The organism is Streptomyces axinellae (genome assembly GCF_039532135.1).
GTDB lineage: Bacteria > Actinomycetota > Actinomycetes > Streptomycetales > Streptomycetaceae > Streptomyces > Streptomyces axinellae.
On record NZ_BAAARJ010000002.1, the window covers coordinates 371,912 to 395,724 of the forward strand.

At 69.0% G+C, this 23,813-nt stretch carries 18 protein-coding genes and 2 tRNA genes; 4 read left to right on the top strand and 16 right to left on the bottom strand.

Going from position 1 to position 23,813, the window contains the following annotated elements:
- Positions 1 to 28 precede the first annotated feature (28 nt).
- The 10 genes from ABD339_RS04015 to ABD339_RS04060 all read right to left on the bottom strand — a co-directional run bounded on the left by ABD339_RS04015 (position 29) and on the right by ABD339_RS04060 (position 14,076).
- Positions 29 to 1,954, bottom strand: a complete 1,926-nt coding sequence (locus ABD339_RS04015) for a TIGR03960 family B12-binding radical SAM protein (RefSeq protein WP_344562130.1) — start codon at positions 1,952 to 1,954, stop codon at positions 29 to 31.
- A 172-nt stretch (positions 1,955 to 2,126) separates the two neighbouring features.
- Positions 2,127 to 3,326 (bottom strand): rod shape-determining protein RodA, encoded by a 1,200-nt coding sequence (gene rodA / locus ABD339_RS04020; RefSeq protein WP_344562132.1) that lies wholly within the window; start codon positions 3,324 to 3,326, stop codon positions 2,127 to 2,129.
- Positions 3,323 to 5,578 (bottom strand): penicillin-binding protein 2, encoded by a 2,256-nt coding sequence (gene mrdA, locus ABD339_RS04025; protein ID WP_344562134.1) that lies wholly within the window; start codon positions 5,576 to 5,578, stop codon positions 3,323 to 3,325. Before mrdA ends, rodA begins: the two co-directional genes overlap by 4 nt.
- A complete protein-coding gene (mreD, locus tag ABD339_RS04030; RefSeq protein WP_344562136.1) occupies positions 5,575 to 6,306 on the bottom strand; it encodes a rod shape-determining protein MreD in 732 nt (243 codons plus the stop codon). Before mreD ends, mrdA begins: the two co-directional genes overlap by 4 nt.
- Before the next feature lie 5 nt (positions 6,307 to 6,311).
- Positions 6,312 to 7,247 carry a rod shape-determining protein MreC gene (gene mreC, locus ABD339_RS04035; protein WP_344562138.1) on the bottom strand — a complete coding sequence of 312 codons (936 nt, stop codon included), beginning with the start codon at positions 7,245 to 7,247 and terminating at the stop codon, positions 6,312 to 6,314.
- A gap of 128 nt (positions 7,248 to 7,375) precedes the next feature.
- Complete coding sequence (locus ABD339_RS04040) at positions 7,376 to 8,395, bottom strand: rod shape-determining protein (RefSeq protein WP_099886493.1); 1,020 nt, start codon at positions 8,393 to 8,395, stop codon at positions 7,376 to 7,378.
- Between the two features lie 310 nt (positions 8,396 to 8,705).
- Entirely contained in the window at positions 8,706 to 9,119 is a 414-nt protein-coding gene (ndk, locus tag ABD339_RS04045; protein WP_344562140.1) for a nucleoside-diphosphate kinase, read from the bottom strand.
- Positions 9,120 to 9,293: 174 nt separating this feature from the next.
- Complete coding sequence (locus ABD339_RS04050; RefSeq protein WP_344562142.1) at positions 9,294 to 9,659, bottom strand: DUF4233 domain-containing protein; 366 nt, start codon at positions 9,657 to 9,659, stop codon at positions 9,294 to 9,296.
- The gene (gene folC, locus ABD339_RS04055; RefSeq protein ID WP_344562143.1) at positions 9,659 to 11,179 is read right to left on the bottom strand and encodes a bifunctional tetrahydrofolate synthase/dihydrofolate synthase; all 1,521 of its coding nucleotides are present in this window, start codon (positions 11,177 to 11,179) and stop codon (positions 9,659 to 9,661) included. Before folC ends, ABD339_RS04050 begins: the two co-directional genes overlap by 1 nt.
- Before the next feature lie 257 nt (positions 11,180 to 11,436).
- The gene (locus tag ABD339_RS04060; RefSeq protein ID WP_344562145.1) at positions 11,437 to 14,076 is read right to left on the bottom strand and encodes a valine--tRNA ligase; all 2,640 of its coding nucleotides are present in this window, start codon (positions 14,074 to 14,076) and stop codon (positions 11,437 to 11,439) included.
- Between the two features lie 130 nt (positions 14,077 to 14,206).
- Here ABD339_RS04060 and ABD339_RS04065 point away from each other — a divergent pair, with 130 nt between their 5' ends.
- Both ABD339_RS04065 and ABD339_RS04070 read left to right on the top strand, forming a co-directional pair.
- Complete coding sequence (locus ABD339_RS04065; protein WP_344562146.1) at positions 14,207 to 15,232, top strand: hypothetical protein; 1,026 nt, start codon at positions 14,207 to 14,209, stop codon at positions 15,230 to 15,232.
- Positions 15,233 to 15,542: 310 nt separating this feature from the next.
- Entirely contained in the window at positions 15,543 to 16,439 is an 897-nt protein-coding gene (locus ABD339_RS04070; protein WP_344562148.1) for a hypothetical protein, read from the top strand.
- A gap of 157 nt (positions 16,440 to 16,596) precedes the next feature.
- On the opposite strand, the gene clpX is transcribed toward ABD339_RS04070, so the two are convergent.
- The 5 genes from clpX to ABD339_RS04095 form a co-directional block, all read right to left on the bottom strand.
- Complete coding sequence (gene clpX / locus ABD339_RS04075) at positions 16,597 to 17,880, bottom strand: ATP-dependent Clp protease ATP-binding subunit ClpX (protein WP_344562150.1); 1,284 nt, start codon at positions 17,878 to 17,880, stop codon at positions 16,597 to 16,599.
- A gap of 163 nt (positions 17,881 to 18,043) precedes the next feature.
- On the bottom strand, positions 18,044 to 18,703 hold the full coding sequence (locus ABD339_RS04080; RefSeq protein ID WP_344562152.1) for an ATP-dependent Clp protease proteolytic subunit: 660 nt from the start codon (positions 18,701 to 18,703) through the stop codon (positions 18,044 to 18,046).
- Between the two features lie 67 nt (positions 18,704 to 18,770).
- A complete protein-coding gene (locus tag ABD339_RS04085; protein WP_344562356.1) occupies positions 18,771 to 19,376 on the bottom strand; it encodes an ATP-dependent Clp protease proteolytic subunit in 606 nt (201 codons plus the stop codon).
- Positions 19,377 to 19,667: 291 nt separating this feature from the next.
- The gene (gene tig / locus ABD339_RS04090; protein WP_344562154.1) at positions 19,668 to 21,101 is read right to left on the bottom strand and encodes a trigger factor; all 1,434 of its coding nucleotides are present in this window, start codon (positions 21,099 to 21,101) and stop codon (positions 19,668 to 19,670) included.
- Positions 21,102 to 21,202: 101 nt separating this feature from the next.
- Positions 21,203 to 21,279, bottom strand: a tRNA-Pro gene (locus ABD339_RS04095).
- Positions 21,280 to 21,368: 89 nt separating this feature from the next.
- Here ABD339_RS04095 and ABD339_RS04100 point away from each other — a divergent pair.
- Positions 21,369 to 21,439: transfer RNA gene (locus ABD339_RS04100), tRNA-Gly, on the top strand.
- A 247-nt stretch (positions 21,440 to 21,686) separates the two neighbouring features.
- Here ABD339_RS04100 and ABD339_RS04105 read toward each other — a convergent pair.
- Positions 21,687 to 21,881: a hypothetical protein gene (locus ABD339_RS04105; protein WP_344562157.1), complete on the bottom strand. Its 195-nt coding sequence runs from the start codon at positions 21,879 to 21,881 to the stop codon at positions 21,687 to 21,689.
- Positions 21,882 to 22,502: 621 nt separating this feature from the next.
- On the opposite strand from ABD339_RS04105, the gene ABD339_RS04110 reads away from it, so the two are divergent.
- Positions 22,503 to 23,726 (top strand): acyltransferase family protein, encoded by a 1,224-nt coding sequence (locus ABD339_RS04110; protein ID WP_344562159.1) that lies wholly within the window; start codon positions 22,503 to 22,505, stop codon positions 23,724 to 23,726.
- Positions 23,727 to 23,813: the final 87 nt, after the last annotated feature.

Sequence of the window (23,813 nt, forward strand, 5' to 3'; positions counted from 1 at the left end):
CAGCAGGTGGCCGCCGGGTGCCGCGCGGCTACTTCACGACCGACAGCGGCAGCAGCTTCTTCCCCGTCGGCCCCATTTGGATCTCCGTGTCCATCTGGGGGCACACGCCGCAGTCGAAGCAGGGGTCCCAGCGGCAGTCGGGGACCTCGGTCTCGTCGAGGGCGTCCTGCCAGTCCTCCCAGAGCCAGTCCTTGTCGAGGCCGGAGTCGAGGTGGTCCCAGGGGAGGACCTCCTCGTAGGAGCGCTCACGCGTGGTGTACCAGTCGACATCGACGCCCTGCGGGGGCAGGACCTTGGCCGCGCACTCCATCCACAGGTCGTAGGAGAAGTATTCGCGCCAGCCGTCGAAGCGACCGCCGCGCTCGTAGACCTCGCGGATGACGGCGCCGACCCGTCGGTCGCCGCGGGAGAGCAGTCCCTCGACGATGCCGGGCTTGCCGTCGTGGTAGCGGAAGCCGATGGAGCGGCCGTACTTCTTGTCCCCGCGGATCTTCTCGCGCAGCTTGGCCAGCCGGGCGTCGGTCTCCTCGGCGGACAGCTGCGGCGCCCACTGGAAGGGGGTGTGCGGCTTGGGGACGAAGCCGCCGATGGAGACGGTGGCGCGGATGTCGTTGGTCTTGGCCACCTCGCGGCCCTTGGCGATGACGTTCACGGCCATGTCGCCGATCTGGAGCACGTCCTCGTCGGTCTCGGTGGGCAGGCCGCACATGAAGTAGAGCTTCACCTGACGCCAGCCGTTGCCGTACGCGGTGGCCACCGTACGGATCAGGTCGTCCTCGGAGACCATCTTGTTGATGACCTTGCGGATGCGCTCGCTGCCGCCCTCGGGGGCGAAGGTGAGGCCGGAGCGGCGGCCGTTGCGGGTCAGTTCGTTGGCCAGGTCGATGTTGAAGGCGTCCACGCGGGTGGAGGGCAGGGAGAGGCCGACCTTGTCCTCCTCGTAGCGGTCGGCCAGGCCCTTGGCGATGTCGCCGATCTCGCTGTGGTCGGCGGAGGAGAGGGAGAGCAGGCCGACTTCCTCGAAGCCGGTGCTCTTGAGGCCCTTGTCCACCATGTCGCCGATGCCGGTGATCGAGCGCTCGCGCACCGGGCGGGTGATCATGCCCGCCTGGCAGAAGCGGCAGCCGCGCGTGCAGCCGCGGAAGATCTCCACGGACATCCGCTCGTGCACCGTCTCGGCGAGCGGCACCAGCGGCTGCTTGGGGTACGGCCACTCGTCCAGGTCCATGACCGTGTGCTTGGTGACGCGCCACGGCACCCCGGAGCGGTTGGGGACCACGCGGGAGATGCGGCCGTCCGCCAGGTATTCGACGTCGTAGAAGCGCGGGACGTACACGCCGCCGGTCTTCGCGAGGCGCAGCAGCACCTCATCGCGCCCACCCGGGCGGCCCTCGGCCTTCCAGGCGCGGATGATCTCGGTGACCTCCAGCACGGCCTGCTCGCCGTCGCCGATGACGGCCACATCGATGAAGTCGGCGACCGGCTCGGGGTTGAACGCCGCGTGGCCGCCGGCCATCACGATCGGGTGGTCCTCGGTGCGCTCCTTCGACTCCAGCGGAATGCCGGACAGTTCGAGGGCGGTGAGCAGGTTGGTGTAGCCCAGTTCCGTGGAGAAGGAGACGCCGAAGACGTCGAAGGCCCCGACGGGGCGGTGGGCGTCCACGGTGAACTGCGGCACCCGGTGCTCGCGCATCAGCGCTTCCAGGTCGGGCCAGACGCTGTAGGTGCGCTCGGCGAGCACGCCCTCGCGCTCGTTGAGCACCTCGTAGAGGATCATGACGCCCTGGTTGGGCAGGCCGACCTCGTAGGCGTCCGGGTACATCAGCGCCCAGCGCACGTCGGTCTCGTCCCAGGGCTTCACGGTGGAGTTCAGTTCCCCGCCGACGTACTGGATCGGCTTCTGGACGTGCGGGAGGAGGGCCTCAAGCTGTGGGAAGACCGACTCGACGGGCATCTCGGGCGCGCTTTCGTTGGGGACGCCCCCCGCGCCGGGCGGGCGCGGGGAGGACAGGGCCAGTCGTCCAGCCTAACGGGTGGGCCCGGCTCCGGTCGCCCGCGTGATCCCCGTACCCCGCGGGCGGCCCCCGCCGCGCGAGCCGCGCGCGACGGCCCGCCCGGCGGGGGTCTCAGGCCGCTATGGGCCGCTGGGTCCGGATCGACTGGAGGAGTCCCAGGGCGATCCACACGGCGAACATCGAGGTGCCGCCGTAGGAGACGAAGGGCAGCGGCAGCCCGGCGACGGGCATGATCCCCAGGGTCATGCCGATGTTCTCGAACGCCTGGAACGCGAACCAGGCGATCACCCCGGCGGCGACGATCGTGCTGTACAGCTCGCTCGACTCGCGCGCGATGCGGCAGGCCCGCCAGATGACGATGCCCAGCAGCAGGAGGATGAGCCCGCCGCCGACGAAGCCCAGTTCCTCGCCCGCGACGGTGAAGACGAAGTCCGTCTGCTGCTCGGGCACGAACTGCCCGGTGGTCTGCGTGCCTTCGAACAGGCCCTTGCCGGTGAGGCCGCCCGAGCCGATGGCGATCCGCGCCTGGTTGGTGTTGTAGCCGACTCCCGCCGGGTCGAGCGCCGGGTTGGCGAAGGCCGCGAACCGGTTGATCTGGTACTCGTCCAGCACCCCGAGTGACCAGATCAGCACCGCGCCCCCCACCCCCGCCAGCCCGAGGCCGAGGATCCAGCGGTTGGAGGCGCCGGAGGCCAGCAGGACGGCGAGCACGATGACGACCAGCACCATGACCGAGCCGAGGTCGGGCATCAGCAGGATGACGCCGATGGGCAGCGCCGCCATGCCCAGCGCGTGCATCACGGTGCGGTGGTCGGGGTGTTCGCGATCGCCCGCATCGACCTTGGCCGCCAGCATCATGGCCATGCCCAGGATCACCGTGATCTTGATGAACTCGGCGGGCTGGACGGTGAATCCGCCGCCCAGGTTCAGCCAGGCGCGGGAGCCGTTGATGGTGGCGCCGAGCGGGGTGAGGACGCAGATGGCGAGCAGGACGGTGACCCCGTAGAGCACCGGTACCGCGCTGCGCAGCCTGCGGTGGCCGAGCCATACGGTGCCGCCCATCAGCGCGACGCCGATGAGCAGGCTGATGACGTGCCGCACCAGGAAGTACTGCGGGTCGCCCTGGTTCAGCTCGGTGCGGTTGCGGGTGGCGGAGTAGACCAGCAGCGAGCCGATGACCGCGAGCGCGACCCCGGACAGCAGCATGATCCAATCCAGCCGCCATACGAGGGAGTCCCGCGCGGTCAGCTGGTTCCAGGCCGAACGCCGGCGCGGGCCGTAGCCGTCGAGCGAGAAGCCGCGGGTGCTCACGGGCGCTCACCTCCGGTCTGCTCCCGCGCGTCGCGCACCTGTGCGCCCGCGTTCTGCTGCGGCCTGCCCTGTTCGTCCTCGCGGCGTGCGGCCTGCCCGTCGGGGGCGCCGGACTCGGCCGCATCGGGCTTCGCGTCCCCGGCCTTGTCCTGCTTGTCGCGGCGGGCCTCGATGGCCCCGTCCTTGTCGATCTTGGGCAGGTTCTTCTCCGGCTCGGGAAGCAGGGCCTTCTTCTTGTCGATGCCGCCGCCCTTACCGACGCCGTAGAGCGCGTCGTAGATGCCGCGTACCGCGGGCCCGGACGCACCGGAGCCCGTACCGCCCTGGGAGATCGTCATCACTACCGTGAAGTCGTCGGTGTAGGTCGCCAGCCAGGAGGTCGTCTGCTTGCCGGCGACCTCTGCCGTACCGGTCTTGGCCCGCAGCTTGATCTTGTCCTGCGGCCATCCGGCCTGCCCGAACCGGTAGGCCGCCGAACCCCTGGTGGCCACGCCCTGGAGGGCCTTGTCCATCTGGCCGAGGGTCCTCTTGTCCAGCGGCAGCTTGCCGTGCGCGCGGGGCTTGATCTCCTTGACGGACTTGCCGTCGGGGCTGACGATCGCCTTGCCGAGGGTGGGGTCGTAGAGGGTGCCGCCGTTGGCGAGCGCGCTGTAGGCCGTGGCCATCTGTATCGGGGTGACGAGGGTGTCGCCCTGTCCGATGGAGTAGTTGACGCTGTCACCGGCGCGCATCTTCATGCCGGAGACGCAGTTCTCCTTGGCGATCTTCCCGGCGTAGTCCTTGGGATTCTTGCCCTGCTTGCACCAGGCGTCCTTGTTCGCCTTCCAGTACTCCTTCTTCCACTTGCGGTCCGGGACACGGCCGGCGACCTCGTTGGGGATGTCCACGTTGGTCTTCTTGCCGAGGCCGAACTGGTGCGCGGTCTTGTAGAACCAGTCCTTGGCGCCCTTCTTGGGCAGATTGCCGCCGTCCTTCTTCCACTGCTTGTACGCCAGGTCGTAGAAGACGGTGTCGCAGGAGACCTCCAGCGCGCGGCCGAGGTTGATGCTGCCGTAGCCCTTGGACTCGAAGTTCTTGAAGACCTGGCCGCCCACCTCGTACGAGGAGGCGCAGTCGTAGTTGCCGTTGAAGGGGTAGCCGGCCTTGACCGCCGCTGTTGTGGAGATCACCTTGAAGATCGAGCCGGGCGCCGAGATGCTCTGGATCGAGCGGTTCAGCAGCGGATAGTTCGACTTCTTGCCGGTGAGCTTGGCGTACTCCTTGCCCGAGATGCCGCCCACCCAAGCGTTCGGGTCGTACTCGGGGTTGGAGGCCATGGACACGACCCGGCCGGTCTTGTTCTCCATGACGACGACGGCCCCGGAGTCGGCCTTGTAGTTGCGCCCGGTGTTCTTGTCGAACTCGTGGCGGGCGTTCTTCATCGCCTGGTCGAGCTGCTTCTCCGCGACGGCCTGGACGCGGGAGTCGATGGAGGTCACCAGGCTGGAGCCGGGCTTGGCCTTGTCGCTCTTGGCCCGGCCCATCACCCGGCCCAGGTTGTCCACCTCGTAGCGCGTCACGCCGGAACTGCCGCGCAGCTTGCTGTCGTAGGAGCGCTCCAGGCCGGAGCGGCCGATCTCGTCGGCGGGCAGGAACGGCGAGTCGGTGTCCTTGGCCTGCTTGATCTCCTCGTCGCTGACGGGCGAGAGGTAGCCCAGCGCCTGCGAGGTGTTGGCGCCGTAGGGGGCCGGGTAGTGGCGCACGGCGGCGGGCTCCGCGGTGATGCCGGGGTACTCCTCGGAGCGCTCGCGGATCTGGAGGGCCTGCTGCGGTTTGGCGTCGTCGGTGACCGGGATCGGCTGGTAGGGCGAGCCGTTCCAGCAAGGCTGGCTCGTCTTGGCATCGCAGAGCCTGACCTTCTCGCGCACCGTCTTGGGCGACATGCCCAGGAGCTTGGCGAGGCGGGTGAGCACCGCCTTGCCCTCGTCGTCCATCTTCATCAGTTCGGTGCGGGAGGCCGAGACCACCAGGCGGGTCTCGTTGTCGGCGATGGGCACGCCGCGTGCATCGACGATGGAGCCGCGCACAGCGGGCTGGACGACCTGCTGGACGTGGTTGCCCGCCGCCTCCTTCTCGTACTCGTCACCGTTGCGGATCTGGAGGTACCACAGCCGCCCCCCGAGGGTCAGCAGCAGCGACATCACCAGGATCTGGATGGCGATCAGCCTGATGTTGACGCGCGAGGAGCGCCCGGTCTCAGGGATGTTCGTCACAGGCGCTTGACTCCCTTGATCTTGCCCGCCTTGTTCCGCGCCGAGCGGCCCATGAGGCTGCCGCGCGAGGAGCCGACGCCTGCCGACTTGCCGCCGCGCGGTGTCCTGCCCTTGCCGAGGAGTCCGCCCGCCGAGGAGCTGACGCCGGCTCCGGAGGTGAGCCAGCCGTAGGCGGCCCGGTCCCCGCCGCTGGCGCTGCCGCCGCCGGGCTCGGCCGCCAGCCGGTCCTTCTCCGAGCGCCGGGCCAGCGACATGACCACCGGTACGACGAACGGCGCGAGCAGCAGATCGTAGAGGGTGGCGGTGATCAGCAGTCCTCTCAGCCCCGCACCGCGGGCCGCGGTGTCCCCCACCAGCGCGCCCACGCCCGCGTACAGCAGTGTGGAGCCGATGGCGGCGCTGGCGACGACCAGCATGGGCACGGTGGCCGAACGATGCTGGCCGCCTTCCGGTTTGGTCAGCCCGGCGGCGTAGCCGATCAGGCAGAGCACCAGCGCGTAGCGGCCCACCGCGTGGTCGGCGGGCGGGGCGATGTCGGCGAGCAGTCCGGCGACGAAGCCGACGAGCGCGCCGGCGGTGTGCCCGTAGACGAGGGCGAGGCCGAGCACGATCAGCAGGAGCAGATCCGGCACGGCGCCGGGGAGTTGGAGTCTCGCGAGGATGGTGACCTGAAGGATGAGGGCGACGACCACGAGCGAGGCCGAGAGCAGCATCCGGTTGATGTACACGCTGGTCAGCTCCTGGGGGACGGGTTCCCGCTGGGGGTGGAGGTCACGGTCACCGTGGGGGCGGGCCTGGGCTTCGCCGGCTTCTTGGACTTGAGCACGTCATCGCGCGGGTCGCTGCGCGGCGGCTGGACGACGACGCCGACGACATCCAGTTTGGTGAAGCCGACATAGGGCTTGACGCTGACGGTCCTGGTGAGGTCGCCCTTGTGCCGGTTGACCTTGGTGACCTCGCCGACCGGCACGCCGGGGACGAAGGGCTTGTCCTCGCGGGAGCCGAAGGTCACCAGCCGGTCGCCCTTGTTCACCTTGGCCCGGCCGTTGAGGAGTTGGACGTTGAGCGCGCCGCCGCCCCGGCCGGTGGCGAAGCCCAGTTCGCTGCTCCTCTCCAGCCGGGTTCCGACGGTGAAGTCGGGGTCGTTGGCGAGCAGCACGGTGGAGGTGGAGGGGCCGACGGTGGTGAGGCGGCCGACGAGCCCGTCACCGTTGAGCACGGTCATGTCGCGGCGGAGCCCGTCTCGCCGCCCGGCGTCGATGGTGACGGTCCAGGAGAAGCCCTGGGCTGCGCCGATCGCCACGACCTGGGCGCCCTTGACGCCATAGCCGCCGGCTCCGGCGGTCTTGAGGAGCTTGTCCAGTTCGTGGGCCCGGGAACGGTTGCGGTCCTCGGATCCCAACTTCTGTTTGAGCGCCGCGTTCTCCTGCTCCAGCCGGCTGATCCGGTCGTGCCGGCCGCCGGAGTCGCGTACGGCGCTGATCGCGTTGCCGACGGGGTCGACCGCGGAGGCCACACCGTTCTCGACCGGACCAAGGACGGAGGCGGCCCCCGACCGCGCACCGTCGAGCGGAGACTGCTCGCCCCCTCTGAGATCCACCGTGATCAGCGCGAACGCGATGGCGATCAGCAGGACGAGCAACAGCCGGCTTTCTCGTGTGTCCCTCACGTGCGGCGGCCGTGCCTTTCTCGTGGGGCAGCCCCGCGTTCGCGGGGTGCGTGGCGGGGGCCGCCACTGCGCTTAACGACCCGCCGCGGAAAACGGTCGGTTGTTGCTGCGGACAGGTGTGCTGCCGCTCAGCGGCGCGGCTGGGCGTCGAGCACCTGCTGGAGCGCCTCGAACTCCTCCACGCACTTGCCGGAGCCGAGCGCCACCGAGTCCAGCGGGTCCTCGGCGATGTGGATGGGCATCCCGGTCTCGCGGCGCAGCCGCTCGTCCAGGCCGCGCAGCAGGGCGCCGCCGCCGGTGAGAACGATGCCGCGGTCCATCACGTCACCCGACAGCTCGGGCGGGCACTTGTCGAGGGTGGTCTTGACCGCGTCGACAATCGCGTTGACGGGCTCCTCGATGGCCTTGCGGACCTCGCCCGCCGAGATCACCACGGTCTTGGGCAACCCGCTGACCAGGTCACGGCCGCGGATCTCGGTGTGCTCGTCCTTGTCCAGGTCGTGCGCCGAGCCAATGGTGATCTTGATGCTCTCCGCGGTGCGCTCGCCCAGCAGGAGGCTGTACTCCTTCTTGATGTGCTGGATGATCGCGTTGTCCAGCTCGTCACCGGCGACGCGGATGGACTGCGCGGTGACGATGCCGCCGAGCGAGATGACCGCGACCTCGGTGGTGCCGCCGCCGATGTCCACGACCATGTTGCCGGTGGCCTCGTGGACGGGCAGACCCGAGCCGATCGCGGCGGCCATCGGCTCCTCGATGATGTGCACCTGGCGCGCGCCCGCCTGGGTCGAGGCTTCGATGACGGCGCGGCGCTCGACTCCCGTGATTCCGGAGGGAACACACACCACAACTCGCGGCCTGGCGAGATAACGGCGCTTGTGGATCTTCAGGATGAAATAGCGGAGCATCCGCTCGGTAATCTCGAAGTCGGCGATCACGCCGTCCTTCAAGGGCCTTACGGCGACGATGTTGCCAGGGGTGCGGCCGATCATCTTCTTCGCCTCGGCGCCGACCGCGAGGATTCCGCCTGTATTGGTGTTGATCGCGACGACGGACGGCTCGTTGAGGACGATCCCGCGACCCCTGACGTACACCAGCGTGTTGGCGGTCCCGAGGTCGACAGCCATATCACGGCCGATGAACGACATGTTGGTTCCCATAGGATGCGTCTGGCCTTCCAAGTGGGGCGAGGTGTGGGTACAGGAAGGATGTGTACGCGTCGGCTTCCCGAGCGCGTAGGTTCCATCGTAGACGCGCTAGCTCGAACACGTAGAGACGGTTCCTCCGCCATTGTCGGCGGAACACCGATCGTCCCCCGTAATGGTGACGTCGTGTCGGAGTGACGGGTTCCCCTGAGCCGTGACGCATATGCCTGGCCACGGCTCTATCGGGGAGTGACATTCTGTCAGCGCGCCTCTCCGGCAGACGCCGGAGACGCCCCTTTCCCGGCGCTCCGTCTCAGGCGAAGTCCGGGAAAAAGATCTTCATCTCCCGCTGGGCCGACTCCTCGGAATCCGAGGCGTGAATCAGGTTCTCACGAACGATGGTGCCGAAGTCACCGCGAACGGAACCCGGCGCGGCGGCGATCGGATCGGTGGGCCCGGCCAGCGCGCGAATCCCCTCGATCACGCGCTCACCCTCCACGACCAGGGCGACGGAAGGGCCGGAGGCCATGAACTCCATCAGCGGCTCGTAGAACGGGCGGCCCTCGTGCTCGGCGTAGTGCTGCTCCAGCGTGGCGCGATCCAGCGTGCGCAGTTCCATGGCGGCGAGCGTCCAGCCGGCCTTGCTCTCGATACGGCCGATGATCTCTCCCACGAGCCCACGCCGGACGGCGTCCGGCTTGAGGAGGACGAGGGTGCGCTGGCTCATGGTGCGGGCTCCTTGGCTGTCGTGCGGGCTGCTGGCGCGCCTCCCGGCCGAAGTCCCCCAGCTGGCGCTGGGCGATACCCCCAGGGGAGGGCACCACGGCGCCGGCCCGCTTCGATGGCCGGTAACGGGCGGCGCGGCGGTGCGACGAGGCTACACGGGTGAGGACCAGTCAGTTCACGCAGCGTCGGGCTCTGGGGCCCCCTCGGCCGGTACCTGCGCGGCGAAGCGTGCCTTGGCCTCGTCGATCTTGCGCCCGAAGTGGACGGAGGCCCACCACAGCCCGGCGAAACAGGCGCCGAGGAAGAACATCGTCGGGACGACGAAGCCGCTGGCGATCAGGGCGATCTGGAGCACCCATCCGAGCTGCACACCACCCGGCCGGGTGATGACCCCGCACAGCAGTACACACAGCGCCATCGCGACACCGCTGACCGTCCAGACGGTGCCGGCCGAAAGGTCACTCGTCTGCATCGCGACCAATCCGGCGAAGCCCACGATGAAGAACTCCCCGATCAGCGTCGAAGCGCACAGGGTCCGCATCAGCGCCTCCTCCCGGTCCCGAGCAGCAGCCGGGCCTCGCCGACCGTGATGACCGAGCCGGTGACCAGCACCCCGGCCCCGGCGTACTCGCCCTCTTCCTCGGCGAGCGTGATCGCCTCCTCCAGCGCGCTGTCCAGCCGGGGCTCGACCTGGACCCGCTCCTCGCCGAAGACCTCGACGGCGATACCGGCCAGTTCGTCCACGTCCATGGCCCGGTGGCCGGCGTTGCGGGTGACCACGACCTCCGCGAACAGCGGCTCGAACGCCTCCAGCAGGCCGCGCACATCCTTGTCGGCGCTGGGCGCCACGACGCCGATCAGCCTGCTGAAGCCGAACGCCTCGCTGACGGCCTCGGCGGTGGCCCGCGCCCCGCCCGGGTTGTGCGCGGCGTCCAGCACCACGGGCGGGCTGGTACGCACCACTTCGAGGCGGCCGGGCGAGGCGACCGAGGCGAACGCCTGGCGCACCACCTCCACATCGAGCGTGCGGGCCTGTTGCTGGCCGATGCCGAAGAACGCCTCGACCGCGGCGAGCGCGACGGCCGCGTTGTGCGCCATGTGCGCGCCGTGCAGCGGCAGGAAGATCCCGTCGTACTCCCCGCCGAGGCCGCGCAGGGTCAGCTGCTGGCCGCCGACAGCCCGCTCCCGGGAGACGACGCCGAACTCCATGCCCTCGCGGGCGACGGTCGCGTCCACCTCCACGGCCTTCTTCAGCACCACCGAGGCCGCCTCGACGGGCTGCTGGGCCAGGACCACCGTGGCGTCGGACTTGACGATGCCGGCCTTCTCCACGGCGATCTTCTCCGTGGTGTCGCCCAGCCGGTCGGTGTGGTCGAGGGAGATGGGGGTGACGACGGCGACGCTCGCGTCGATGACGTTGGTCGCGTCCCAGGTGCCGCCCATGCCGACCTCGACGACCGCCACGTCCACCGGAGCGTCGGCGAACGCCGCGTACGCCATTCCGGTCAGCACCTCGAAGAAGGACAGCCGGTAGTCCTCCCGGCTGTCCACCAGCTCGATGTAGGGCTTGATGTCCTCGTACGTCTCGATGAACCGCTCGGCGGAGACGGGCGCCCCGTCGATGCTGATGCGCTCGGTGACCGACTGGACGTGCGGGGAGCTGTAGCGGCCGGTGCGCAGGTCGAAGGCGCCGAGCAGGGCCTCGATCATGCGGGCGGTGGTGGTCTTGCCGTTCGTGCCGGTGATGTGGATGGAGGGGTAGGTGCGCTGCGGGTCGCCGAGCACATCCACCAGCGCCGCGATCCGCTTGACCGAGGGCTCCAGCTTGGTCTCGCCCCAGCGGGTGGCCAGCTCCTCCTCGACGGCGCGCAGCGCCGCGTCCACCTCGGGGTCCTCGGGCCGGTCCGGCACCACATCCGGCTGGGGCGGGCCCGCCTGGGCCCGCAGGGTGCGGCTGCCCGCCTCGATCACCGCGAGGTCGGGGTCGCGGTCGGTCTCCTCCCCGATGATCTCCTCGAACGGGGCCGGCTCGGGTTCGTGGGGCTGGGGCTCGTCGCTCACGCCGACCAGTCTACGTATCCGCCGACGGGTTCCGGCCGGCCGTCCCCGGCCCCGCCCCGAAGGGGCGCGGGGCCGTGTCATATACGCGGCTCCGCCGCGGTGGGGGTCCCCCCTGCTCTGGGGGCACCTCCCTGCTCGAAGAGCTCGGGGGAGCATCCGCACTCCGCACAGCACGACAGGGGCACCCCCGACTCGGCACCAAAAAAAGCTAATCGGCACCAAAAAAGGGCGACACAGAAACCGCCGGGCCGCAGGCGTCAGCCGAGCCGCTCCAGCTGCTCCTTGAGCCGGGCGATGTCCGCCTCCGCGGACCCGCGCCGGGTGCGGATCTTGTCCACGACGTGGTCCGGCGCCTTGGCCAGGAACGCCTCGTTGCCGAGCTTCCCCGACGTCTGGGCCAGCTCCTTCTCCGCGGCGGCCAGGTCCTTGGCGAGGCGCTTGCGCTCGGCCTCGACGTCGATGACGCCCGACAGGTCGAGCGCGACGGTCGCCCCGGCGACCGGCAAGGAGGCCGTGGCCTGGAAGCCCTCCCCGGCGGGCTGGAGCCGCAGCAGCTGCCGGATGGCGTCCTCGTGGGCCACCAACGGCGTGCCCTCCAGGGCGAGTTCGGCCGGGACCTTCTGGCCGGGCTGGAGGCCCTGGTCGGCGCGGAAGCGGCGGACCTCGGTGACCGCCTGCTGGAGGGTGGCGATCTCCCGTCCGGCCTCCGCGTCCCGGAAGCCCGAGTCCTTCGGCCAGTCGGCGACGACGACGGACTCGCCGCCCGTCAGTGTCGTCCACAGCGTCTCGGTGACGAACGGGACGACCGGGTGCAGCAGCCGCAGTGTCACGTCCAGGACCTCGCCCAGGACGCGGCGGGAGACCTCGGCGGGCCTGCCGCCCTTGGCGAAGGTGGTCTTGGACAGCTCGACGTACCAGTCGAAGACCTCGTCCCACGCGAAGTGGCGCAGTGTGTCGGACAGCTTGGCGAACTGGTAGTCGTCGTAGTAGCCGTCCGCCTCCGCCAGCACCTCGTTCAGCCGGGAGAGGATCCAGCGGTCGGTGGCCGCCAGCTCACCGGCGTCCGGCAGCGGGCCCGCCACGGTGGCGCCGTTCATCAGCGCGAACCGGGTGGCGTTCCAGATCTTGTTGGCGAAGTTGCGGGACGCCTTGACCCAGTCCTCGCCGATCGGCACGTCGGTACCGGGGTTGGCGCCCGAGGCGAGGGTGAAGCGCAGCGCGTCGGAGCCGTAGGCGTCCATCCACTCCAGCGGATCGACCACGTTGCCGAAGGACTTGGACATCTTCTTGCCGTGCTCGTCGCGGACCAGGCCGGTCAGCGCGATGGTGTGGAAGGGCGGCTCGTCCCGCACGTATGTCCCGAACATCATCATCCGGGCGACCCAGAAGAAGATGATGTCGTAGCCGGTGACCAGCACGTCCGTCGCGTAGAACTTCTCCAGCTCCGGCGTCTCGTCCGGCCAGCCCAGAGTGGAGAAGGGCCACAGGCCGGAGGAGAACCAGGTGTCCAGGACGTCCGGGTCCTGGTGCCAGCCTTCGGCCTCGCCGCCGGGCGGCTCCTCGCCGGGGCCCACGCAGACGACCTCGCCCGCGGGCCCGTACCAGACCGGGATGCGGTGGCCCCACCACAGCTGGCGCGAGATCGTCCAGTCGTGCATGTTGTCGACCCAGTCGAAGTAGCGGGACGACATGTCGGCGGGGTGGATCTTCGTGCGTCCCTCGCGGACGGCGTCACCGGCGGCCCGGGCGAGCGGGGCGACCTTGACCCACCACTGCATGGACAGCCGGGGCTCGATGGTCGTCTTGCAGCGCGAGCAGTGCCCGACGCTGTGCCGGTAGGGGCGCTTCTCCTCCAGGACGCGGCCCTGTTCGCGGAGGGCGGCGACGATCGCGGAGCGCGCCTCGAAGCGGTCCAGCCCCTCGAACGGGCCGGGTGCCGTGATCACTCCGCGCTCGTCCATGACCGTGACCATGGGCAGGTCGTGGCGGCGGCCGATCTCGAAGTCGTTGGGGTCGTGGGCCGGGGTGACCTTGACCTGTCCGGTGCCGAACTCGGGGTCCACGTGGCTGTCCGCGACGACGGGAATCGTGCGGTCGGTGAGCGGCAGCCGGATCTGCTCGCCGATCAGGTGCTGGTAGCGCGGGTCGTCCGGGTGGACGGCCACGGCGGTGTCGCCGAGCATCGTCTCGGCCCGGGTGGTGGCCACGACGACGGTCTTGTCGCCTTCCCCGTACTTGAGCTGGACCAGCTCGCCGTCGTCCTCCTGGTATTCGACCTCGATGTCGGAGATCGCGGTCAGACAGCGCGGGCACCAGTTGATGATCCGCTCGGCGCGGTAGATCAGCCCGTCGTCGTACATCTTCTTGAAGACGGTCTGGACGGCGCGGGAGAGGCCCTCGTCCATGGTGAAGCGCTCGCGCGACCAGTCGACGCCGTCGCCGAGGCGGCGCATCTGGCCGAGGATCTTGCCGCCGTACTCTTCCTTCCACCGCCAGACGCGCTCGACGAACGCTTCCCTGCCCAGGTCCTGGCGGGACTTGCCCTCCTCGGCGAGCTGCTGCTCGACCTTGTTCTGGGTGGCGATGCCCGCGTGGTCCATGCCGGGCAGCCACAGCGCCTCGTAGCCCTGCATCCGCTTACGGCGGGTGAGCGCGTCCATGAGGGTGTGCTGGAAGGCGTGCCCGAGGTGGAGGGAGCCGGTGACGTTGGGCGGCGGGATCACGATCGTGTACGGCGGCTTGCCGCTCTTGGGGTCCGCCTCGAAATAGCCCCGCTCCACCCAGCGCTCGTACAGCTTCCCCTCTACCTCGGCCGGCGCGTACTGGGTCGGCAGATCTGCGGGGGTCGCTGTGTGCTGCCCGTGCGATTCCGGGCCTGGCTGAGTGTTCTCGGTCACGGCAGCCAGTGTACGGGCGCCAATGTCGCGGTCTCGAATCGGTTTGTGGACCGGTGCAGCACTCCCCCGCGTCATCCGTCAGGATGAGCATGCGCATTCGACAAGATGTTCACGGAGGGGAAGCGCCGTCATGAGCAACAACCAGCCCGGTCCCTACGGCCAACAGCCGCAGCAGCCCGGTCCGTACGGGCAGCCGGGCCCGTACGGACAGCCCCCGCAGCAGCCGGGCGGCCCCAATCCGTACGGCGGCGCCCCCGGACAGCCTGGTTACGGCTACCCGCAGCAGCCCGGCCAGCCGCCCCAGCAGCCGGGCATGCCGCCGCCCCAGGGCTACGGCTACCCGCAGCAGCCGGGCATGCCGGGCCAGCCAGGGCCCTACGGCCAGCCCCAGCAGCCGGGCATGCCGATGCCCCCGCAAGGCGGCGGAGGCGGCAAGGGCAAGACGATCGGCCTCGTCGTCGGCGCGCTCGTCGTGGTGGCGGCCGTGATCGGCGGTGTGGTGCTGTTCACCGGCGGCAAGAACGACGACGGCGGTGACGGCAAGGGGGGCGGCGGCAGCGTCGCGTCCGACGGCAAGAAGTACAAGCTGACGACGCCTCAGACGGTCGCCGAGCAGTTCGACAAGGTCCCCTCCAGCGGCTCCGGCGGCGACACGTTCAACGACGACGACATCTCCAAGTTCGAGAAGTTCGGCGTGCGCAACCCCAAGCAGGTCTCGGCGAAGTACAAGACCGCGGGCAGCGGAGTGGACGTCAAGCAGCTGGAGTTCGGCGGGGTCTACGGCGATATCGCCAACCCCGAGGCCGTGGTGAACGGCGCGCTCCTGATGATGGCCAAGGAGGCCAAGGAGGACCCGGACACCAGCGGCGGCGGCAAGGCCGAACTGGACGGCGAGCCGGAGACGGTCAAGCCGGCCGGGCTGGGTGACGACGCGGTGATGAAGTGTCAGAAGGTGAAGTTCACCCCCGGCCAGACCAGCACCTCCGGGATGAAGGGCTTCACGATCCCGTTCTGCATGTGGGGGGACCACAGCACCGTCGGCTTCGTCGTCGTCGCCGACACGGCCGCCGTCCTCAGCGGCACCGGCACCCCGGTCTCCGAGGCCGGCGAGACCACCGCCAAGGTCCGCAAGGACACCCGCGTCGAGATCAAGTGACCCGCGGCGCCGGGCCACGGCCGGGACCTCGTGTGGAGCCTCCCGCCGCGCCCCGGCACTCGCGTATGTGAGGCAGGCGACGCCGGCTGTGAGGCAGGCGGGACAGCGCCCGGTGGCACTTCCACCGGGCGCGTCTTTGTCCTCGGCCCATCGGGACGTAACCGGACAACTCCCTCGCCTCCTCTCGCTTTTTTCACGATCTCGTACCCAGCGGGCGCCGATTCCGCGCCCGGTGCAGCGGAGAGAAGCCCCCATCCGTCAGGATGTGCGGGCGCATTCATGTACATGTTCACGGAGGGGAAGCGCCACCATGAGTCACAACCAACCCGGGCCCTACGGCCAGCAGCCGGGGCCCTACGGTCAGCAGCCGCAGCAGCCGGGGCAGCCCGGCCCCTACGGTGGCGCGCCGGGGCAGCCGCAGGGCCAGCCCCCGCAGGGCTACGGCTACCCGCAGCAGGGCCAGCCCCAGCAGCCCCCGCAGGGCTACGGCTACCCCCAGCAGGGCCAGCCCCAGCAGGGCATGCCGGGCCAGCAGGGCATGCCGGGCCAGCCAGGGCCCTACGGCCAGCCCCAGCAGCCGGGCATGCCGATGCCCCCGCAAGGCGGCGGTGGCGGCAAGGGCAAGACGATCGGCATCGTCGTGGGCGCCCTGGTCGTCGTCGGTGCTCTCATCGGCGGCCTGTTCCTGTTCGGCGTGATCGATGGCGGCGACAAGAAGCTGGACGCTCCGCAGTCCATCGGCGAGTACAAGCTCCAGGGCAAGCCGGAGACGGGCGACGGTGCCGAGGTGATGGACGGCAAGTCCAGCGGCAAGAAGGAAGAGATCCCGGGTCTGGACGCGGAGGGCCACCTCGGCGCGAAGTACACCTCGGGCACCAAGCAGCTCCAGTTCAGCGGCGCTTGGGGCTCACTGGACGACCCGGAAGAGGGCGTCGACTGGATGCTCGGCAAGATGGACAAGACCATCGGCGCCATGGGCCAGAAGGACGGGGGGGCCAAGGAGGTCACCCCCGACGGCTTCGACGGCGACATCATGAAGTGCCAGACCTACAAGGTGGCCACCAAGTCGCAGACCCTCTGCGCCTGGGGCGACTCCAGCACCATCGGCCTGACGATGGCCGGTGACGCCACCGGCGGCGGCGCCACTCCCGAGGAGTCCGCCGACCTGGCCGGCCAGGTCTACCAGGCAGCGGTCGTCGACAAGTGACCCGGCGCCGGGCCCGTGCCGAAGCGCCGGGCCCCCGCTGAGGCAAGCTCGGCTGAAGCAGGCGGCTGAGGCAGGCGCGTCAGCGCCGCGGAGACGAACGTGTCAGAGCCCGGCTCCCCACAGGGAAGCCGGGCTCTGACACGCTGTCAGCCGTCTGTCAGGCGCTCTTCTCGTGGCGCTGCTGGTCCCCGTTGCCCCGGGCCCGCGGCACCAGCGTGGGGTTCACATTGGAGTGGACGACCTCTTCGGTGATCACGACGCGCTCCACGTCCTTGCGCGAGGGCACCTCGTACATCACCGACTGGAGGACCTCCTCCATGATGGCGCGCAGCCCGCGCGCCCCGGTGCCGCGCAAAATGGCCTGATCGGCGATGGCCTCCAGCGCGGGACGGTCGAAGTCCAGCTCCACACCGTCGAGTTCGAACAGCCGCTGGTACTGCTTCACCAGCGCGTTCCTGGGCTCCATCAGGATCTGGAGCAGCGCCTCGCGGTCGAGGTTGTGCACCGAGGTGATCACGGGCAGCCGGCCGATGAACTCGGGGATCATCCCGAACTTCACCAGGTCCTCCGGCATGACCTCCTCGAACTGGTTGCTCGCCTCGATCTCGCGCTTGGAGCGGATGTCGGCACCGAAGCCGATGCCCTTGGCACCCGCACGGGACTCGATGATCTTCTCCAGACCGGCGAAGGCGCCGCCGACGATGAACAGCACGTTCGTCGTGTCGATCTGGATGAACTCCTGGTGCGGGTGCTTCCTGCCGCCCTGCGGCGGCACGGAGGCGGTGGTGCCCTCCAGGATCTTCAGCAGCGCCTGCTGGACGCCCTCGCCGGAGACATCGCGGGTGATCGACGGGTTCTCGCTCTTGCGGGCGACCTTGTCGATCTCGTCGATGTAGATGATCCCGGTCTCGGCCTTCTTGACGTCGTAGTCAGCGGCCTGGATCAGCTTGAGCAGGATGTTCTCGACGTCCTCGCCGACGTAGCCCGCCTCGGTGAGCGCCGTGGCGTCAGCGATGGCGAAGGGGACGTTGAGCATCCGGGCGAGGGTCTGCGCGAGCAGCGTCTTGCCGGAGCCGGTGGGGCCGAGGAGCAGGATGTTGGACTTCGACAGCTCGATGCCGTCGTCCCGCCCCTGCGCGTTCTCACCGGCCTGCACGCGCTTGTAGTGGTTGTAGACCGCCACGGAGAGGGCCTTCTTCGCGGCCTCCTGGCCGACGACATAGCCCTCCAGGAACTCGTAGATCTCCCGCGGCTTGGGAAGCTCGTCCCAGCGCACCTCGGAGGACTCGGCCAGCTCCTCCTCGATGATCTCGTTACAGAGATCGATGCACTCGTCGCAGATGTACACACCTGGACCCGCGATGAGCTTCTTCACCTGCTTCTGGCTCTTGCCGCAGAACGAGCACTTGAGCAGATCGCCGCCATCACCGATGCGTGCCACGAGGAGCTTCCCCTTCGCCTGGGATCCGTCGAGTGGGTACGGACCGAGGTACGTGCTCTCCGACGGTACCTTGCCGGACCGCCGGAATGGGCCCCCCTTGGACCGACCCGAATCACTCGGTCGGGTCGGTCCCCGGGGATACGGGACTTGTGCAGGACTGCGGTCAGACTCCGACCGAGGACTTACGGGTGGCGACGATCTGGTCGACCAGGCCGTATTCCAGCGACTCCTCGGCGGTGAGAATCTTGTCACGCTCGATGTCGGAGGAGATGACCTCGCGCTCCTTGGTGGAGTGCTTGGTGAGCATCTCCTCCAGCTGATCGCGCATCCGCTGGATCTCCTTCGCCGCGATCTCCAGGTCGGAGACCTGCCCCCGCCCCGTCTCGCTGTAGGGCTGGTGGATGAGGATGCGGGCGTTCGGCAGCGCCATGCGCTTGCCGGGGGTGCCGGCGGCGAGCAGCACGGCCGCCGCGGAGGCCGCCTGGCCCATGCAGACCGTCTGGATGTCCGGCTTCACGAACTGCATGGTGTCGTAGATCGCGGTCAGCGCCGTGAAGGAGCCGCCCGGGGAGTTGATGTAGATCGAGATGTCCCGGTCCGGGTCCATCGACTCCAGGCACAGCAGCTGCGCCATGACGTCGTTGGCGGAGGCGTCGTCGATCTGCACGCCGAGGAAGATCACGCGCTCCTCGAAGAGCTTCGCGTAGGGGTCGTACTCGCGCACGCCCTGCGAGGTGCGCTCGACGAAGCGCGGGATGACGTAGCGGGACTCGGGCGCGATGCCGGTGAACTCGGCCTGCGGGCCCGTGTGGAGTGAGGTCATCGGGAGGTTCTCCTGGGGATGAGCTGGCTGCGGTAGGGGCGTGTGCCGTGCGGCAGTACGGCGGGGCTCACGCGCCCGTTCCGCCGCCGCCGGGAAGCTGCGCGGCGTTGCCGTAGACCTCGTCGATCAGGCCGTAGTCCCGCGCCTCTTCGGCGGAGAACCAGCGGTCGCGGTCGGCGTCGAGGGTCCACTGCTCGACCGTCTGGCCGCTGTGCGCGGCGGACAGCTCGGCCATCTTCGCCTTGGTGCGCAGCAGCTGCTCGGCGTGGATCTTGATGTCGGACGCCGAACCGGCCAGACCCGCGGAGGGCTGGTGGATCAGGATGTCGGCGTTCGGGAGCGCGAAGCGCTTGCCGGGGGTGCCCGCCGTCAGCAGGAACTGCCCCATCGAGGCGGCCAGTCCCATGGCGATGGTGACCACGTCGTTCTTGATGTACTGCATGGTGTCGTAGATCGCCATGCCCGCCTGGATCGAACCACCCGGGCTGTTGATGTACAGGAAGATGTCCTTGTCCGGGTCGGCGGCAAGGAGCAGCAGCTGTGCGGTGATCTTGTTGGCGATCTCGTCGTCCACCGGCTGGCCGAGGAAGATGATCCGCTCGTTGAGCAGCCGGTTGTAGACCTGGTCGCCGAGGCCACCACCGAAGTTGGGCTCAGCGGCGGCGGAAGGCATCGGAAGCGTCACGTGTCCACCTGCTCGTATCCGGACGACCGCGCGAAGCTGGCCGTCACTGGGGTCTTCGTCTACTGGGGACCCTAACGCGCGGGTCGTCGGCAGCCATCCCGGTCAGAGCGCATTTCGCTGTGAGCGCATGGAGCATGGGGCTGTGAGCGCGTGCGGCCCCGGCGCCCTGCGCATGCGGCGCAGGTCGCTGCGCGGGCGCCCCCGGGAGCGCGCGAGGGGCCGCGGGCGCGGGTGCGCTCACGGCCCCTTCGGGCGGGGTACGGCGACCGGGCCGCCGGGTCAGCTCCCGGACTTCTCGCCCTTGTCGTCCTTGTCCTGCGCGGCCTCTGCGGCGCCCTCGGACGCCTCGGCCTCGGCAGCAGCCTCGCTCTCGCCGGACTCGTCGGCCTCGTCGGTCTCGTCCTCGTCGCTCATGTCGACGACCTCGCCGTTGGTGTCCTTCACCGTGACGGACTCCACGACGGTGGCAAGCGCCTTGCCGCGGGCGACCTCGCCGACGAGCATCGGCACCTGGCCGCCCTCGACGACGGCCTGCGCGAACTGGTCGGGGCTCATGCCGGAGGACTGCGCGCGGCGCATCAGGTGCTCGGTCAGCTCTTCCTGGCTGACGTTGAGCTTCTCCTTGCTGACCAGCTCATCCAGGACGAACTGGGTGCGGATGCCCTTCTCCGCCTGCTCCTTCAGCTCGTTCTCGAACTCTTCCTCGGACTTGTCCTGCATCTTCAGGTACGAGGCGAGGTCGAGGCCGAGCTGGCCGAGCTGGTGGTTGACCAGGTTGTGCTTGCGGCTCTCGATCTCGTCGGCGAGCAGCTTCTCGGGGACCGGCACCTCGGTCAGCTCCAGGAGGGCGTCCAGCACCTTCTCCTGGGCCTGGGTGGCCTGGTCGTACTTCTTCTGGTCGGCGAGGCGCTTACGGCTGTCCTCGCGCATCTCCTCCAGCGTGTCGAACTCGCTGGCGAGCTGGGCGAAGTCGTCGTCCAGCTCGGGGAGTTCGCGCGCGGAGACGCTCTCGACCGTGACGGAGACCTCGGCCTCCTGGCCGGCGCCGGAGCCGCCCTTCAGCTCGGAGGTGAAGGTGGTGGAGCCGCCCGCCTCCAGGCCGGTGACGGCCTCGTCGATGCCGTCCAGCAGCTCGCCGGAGCCGATGGTGTAGTCCACACCCTGGGCGACGCCGTCCTCCAGGACCTCGCCGTCGATCTTGGCCTCAAGATCGACCTTGACGACGTCGCCTTCGGCGGCGGCGCGCTCCACGACCGAGGTCGAGGCGAAGCGCTCACGCAGCTGCTCGACGGCGCTGTCGATGTCCTCGTCCGAGACCTCGGCCGCATCGACCTCGACCTCGATGCCCGAGTAGTCCGGGATCTCGATCTCGGGGCGGACGTCGACCTCGGCCGTGAAGGCCAGCAGCTCGTTGTCCTTCAGGTCCGTGATGTCCACCTCGGGCTGGCCGAGCACATTCAGCTCGCCCTCCTCGACGGCGGACTGGTACAGCTTCGGCAAGGCGTCGTTGACAGCCTCTTCCAGAACGGCACCGCGGCCGAAGCGCTGGTCGATCACCCGGGCAGGGATCTTGCCCTTGCGGAAGCCAGGCACCGTGACCTGCTGGTTGATCTTCTTGTACGCCGCGTCGAGGCTGTCCTTGAGCTCCTCGAAGGGCACCTCGACAGTGAGCCGAACCCTGGTCGGGTTCAAGGTCTCCACGGCGCTCTTCACGGTCGGTCTCCTTGGGGCTGGCATTGGGGGTCTTGCTGATTCCTGACTGCGCCCCGTATGCATGCAGACACGACACAGGCACGCGCGTCTTTCATAGTACGTGGTCGGGGTGGCCGGATTCGAACCGACGACCTTCCGCTCCCAAAGCGGACGCGCTACCAAGCTGCGCCACACCCCGTCGGTGCGACACGTAGAGTACATGCCGTACGATGCAGTCCGTGCCCTTCCAGCCCCGGCAAGCGCCCGGGGAGCGAAGACGGTGCGCATGCGGGCGTAGCTCAATGGTAGAGCCCTGGTCTTCCAAACCAGCTACGCGGGTTCGATTCCCGTCGCCCGCTCGGCAAGCGAGAGGCCCGGCCCCTGAAGGGGCCGGGCCTTCGTCGTGCGGTGGTCTTCTCCGTCCCCACGGCCGGGCCGTGGCGCTGGTCGGCCGTCGCGCCGGATCGACCGACTGCGAGGTCCGGCCTGCGGCGCGCCTACGGCGTCACCGGTTGAGCCGGTGACGTCCACAAGGGACGGCTTCGACGGCTGAGCGGGGCGGGCCGGAGCCGACCGTCATCTGCTCAGAAGCCGACCGCCATGTGCTCAGAAACTGATCTGATTGATCGTGTGGGCGATCGAGTTGAGGAACCGGTTGATCGAGGGCGCCATGCCCGTGGAGGCGAGGAAGAAGCCGAAGAGTATGGCGACGACCGCTGGGCCCGCCTTGATCGACTTGCTCCGGATCATGACGACCAAGATGACGCCCAACATCAGGACTACTGACAGCGAGATGGCCACAACTGCTCACACCCTCAAGGTCGGAACGCCTCACCCGGCCTGGGGGTCTGCCTACGCCGCCACACCCCCGCGGCCACCCATCGTGCCACCAACTCCCGTGCACGAGGACCCGGGTGACCCCTCATCGGCTTCATCTTCCGGTAAATCCTGTGGCGGACGCGACCTCTGTGGCTCCTCCCCCGGGGCTCCGGGCCCCGCCTGGACGGAGCGTGAACGCGCCCCCGGCCCGGGGAGCCGGGGCGGGGCATCCGCGCCGGGCGGATAGTATGTGTGCGACGTATACGTCCCTAATTCAGCCTTCAATTCGGCCGGATCAATGCGCTGTACAGGGGTTCTGCACGTGATGCATTACTCGTGGCACCCGGTGCCGAAGCGCACGTGAATTCCCGGTGTACAACTGGGAATTGTGGCCTCCCTCACAGCGAGCACAGAGGGCCGCGAAAGGGGCATTCCCCTGGTGTCACACGGACTCCATATGCCCCACTTAGGTGGGACATTGCTCATCAAACCGAACATTCCTGCCGCGGCTTGCCGTGCGTCTTCCCGAACACGGGGAATAGCAAGCGGAGTCGAGGGAAGAAGTGCCGTGACGAGAATTTACGGCCCAGAGGGTTAACCGCTATGGTGCGGCAGATGTTGCACGCTGGTTATGAGCGGGCGCCGCTCCCCCCCGTCCGCCAGGAGTCCCCCTCCCAGACGCCACCGGCGTCCGCGGAGCAGCCTGCGAAGGCGCAGAAGAAACCAGCAGCCAAGCAGCGTGATCCGTTCTTCGACAACGCCAAGTACCTCACGATCGTGCTTGTCGGGATCGGTCACGCCTGGGATCCGCTGCGCGACGACAGCCGTACGGCCGAAGCCCTGTACTTCGTGATGTACACGTTCCATATGCCGGCCTTCATCATCATCTCCGGCTATCTGTCCAGGAGCTTCGAGGGCAAGCCGAAGCAGATCCAGCGCCTGGTCACCGGCGTGGTGATCCCCTACCTCGCCATCCAGGTCGCCTACACGTTCTTCATGCGGTGGGCCAACGACGACCCCGGCCGCGAGTTCCACTTCCAGGAGCCCGGGTTCGCGCTCTGGTTCCTGGTGGCGCTGTTCCTGTGGCGGCTGACCACTCCGGTGTGGAAGAGCCTGCGGTGGCCGATGCCCGTGGCGCTGGTGATCGCGGTGGGCGCGAGCGTGACCCCGTCGATCGGCGGGGATCTGAATTTGATGCGGGTCGCGCAGTTCCTCCCGTTCTTCGTCCTCGGGCTTCAGCTCCGTCCCCACCACTTCCAGTTGGTCAAGCGCCGTGAGATGCGCTACATCGCGGTGCCGATCACGCTGTGCGCGATGGTCTTCGCCTACTGGGCCGTCCCCCGGATGTCCAAGGCGTGGTTCCTGCACGACAAGTCCGCCGCCGACCTGGGTGTCCCCTCCTGGGCGGGCGCCGTGATGTACCTCGCGATCTTCGGCTGCGGTCTGGTGATGACCGCCTGCTTCCTGTCGTGGGTGCCGCGTCGGCACATGTGGTTCACGGTGCTGGGCGCGGGCACGCTCTACGCGTATCTGCTGCACATCTTCGCCATCCAGAGCTCGCGCCAGTTCGACTGGTACGAGATGGCCTGGGTCGATCATCCGCTGAGCCGGGTGCTCATCACCGTGCTGGCCGCCGTGATGATGACGGCGCTCTGCACTCCGTGGGTGACCAGGCTGTTCCGGTTCGCGATCGAGCCGAAGATGGAGTGGTTCTTCAAGCGGGACGCCGGGGCGATGGCCCGCAAGCGGGAGTCGGCGCGGAGTGTCCAGGGCGATGGCTCGCAGCCGTCGCCCGGCCGACAGCCCGTCTCCCACCGCAAGGGGTAGCGCCGCCAGGGGCCGTCGGCCCGCCGTCCCCGCGTGCGACTGTTCGCCTCACGTGCCCTCCCCGGGTCCCCCGGGGAGGGCACGTCG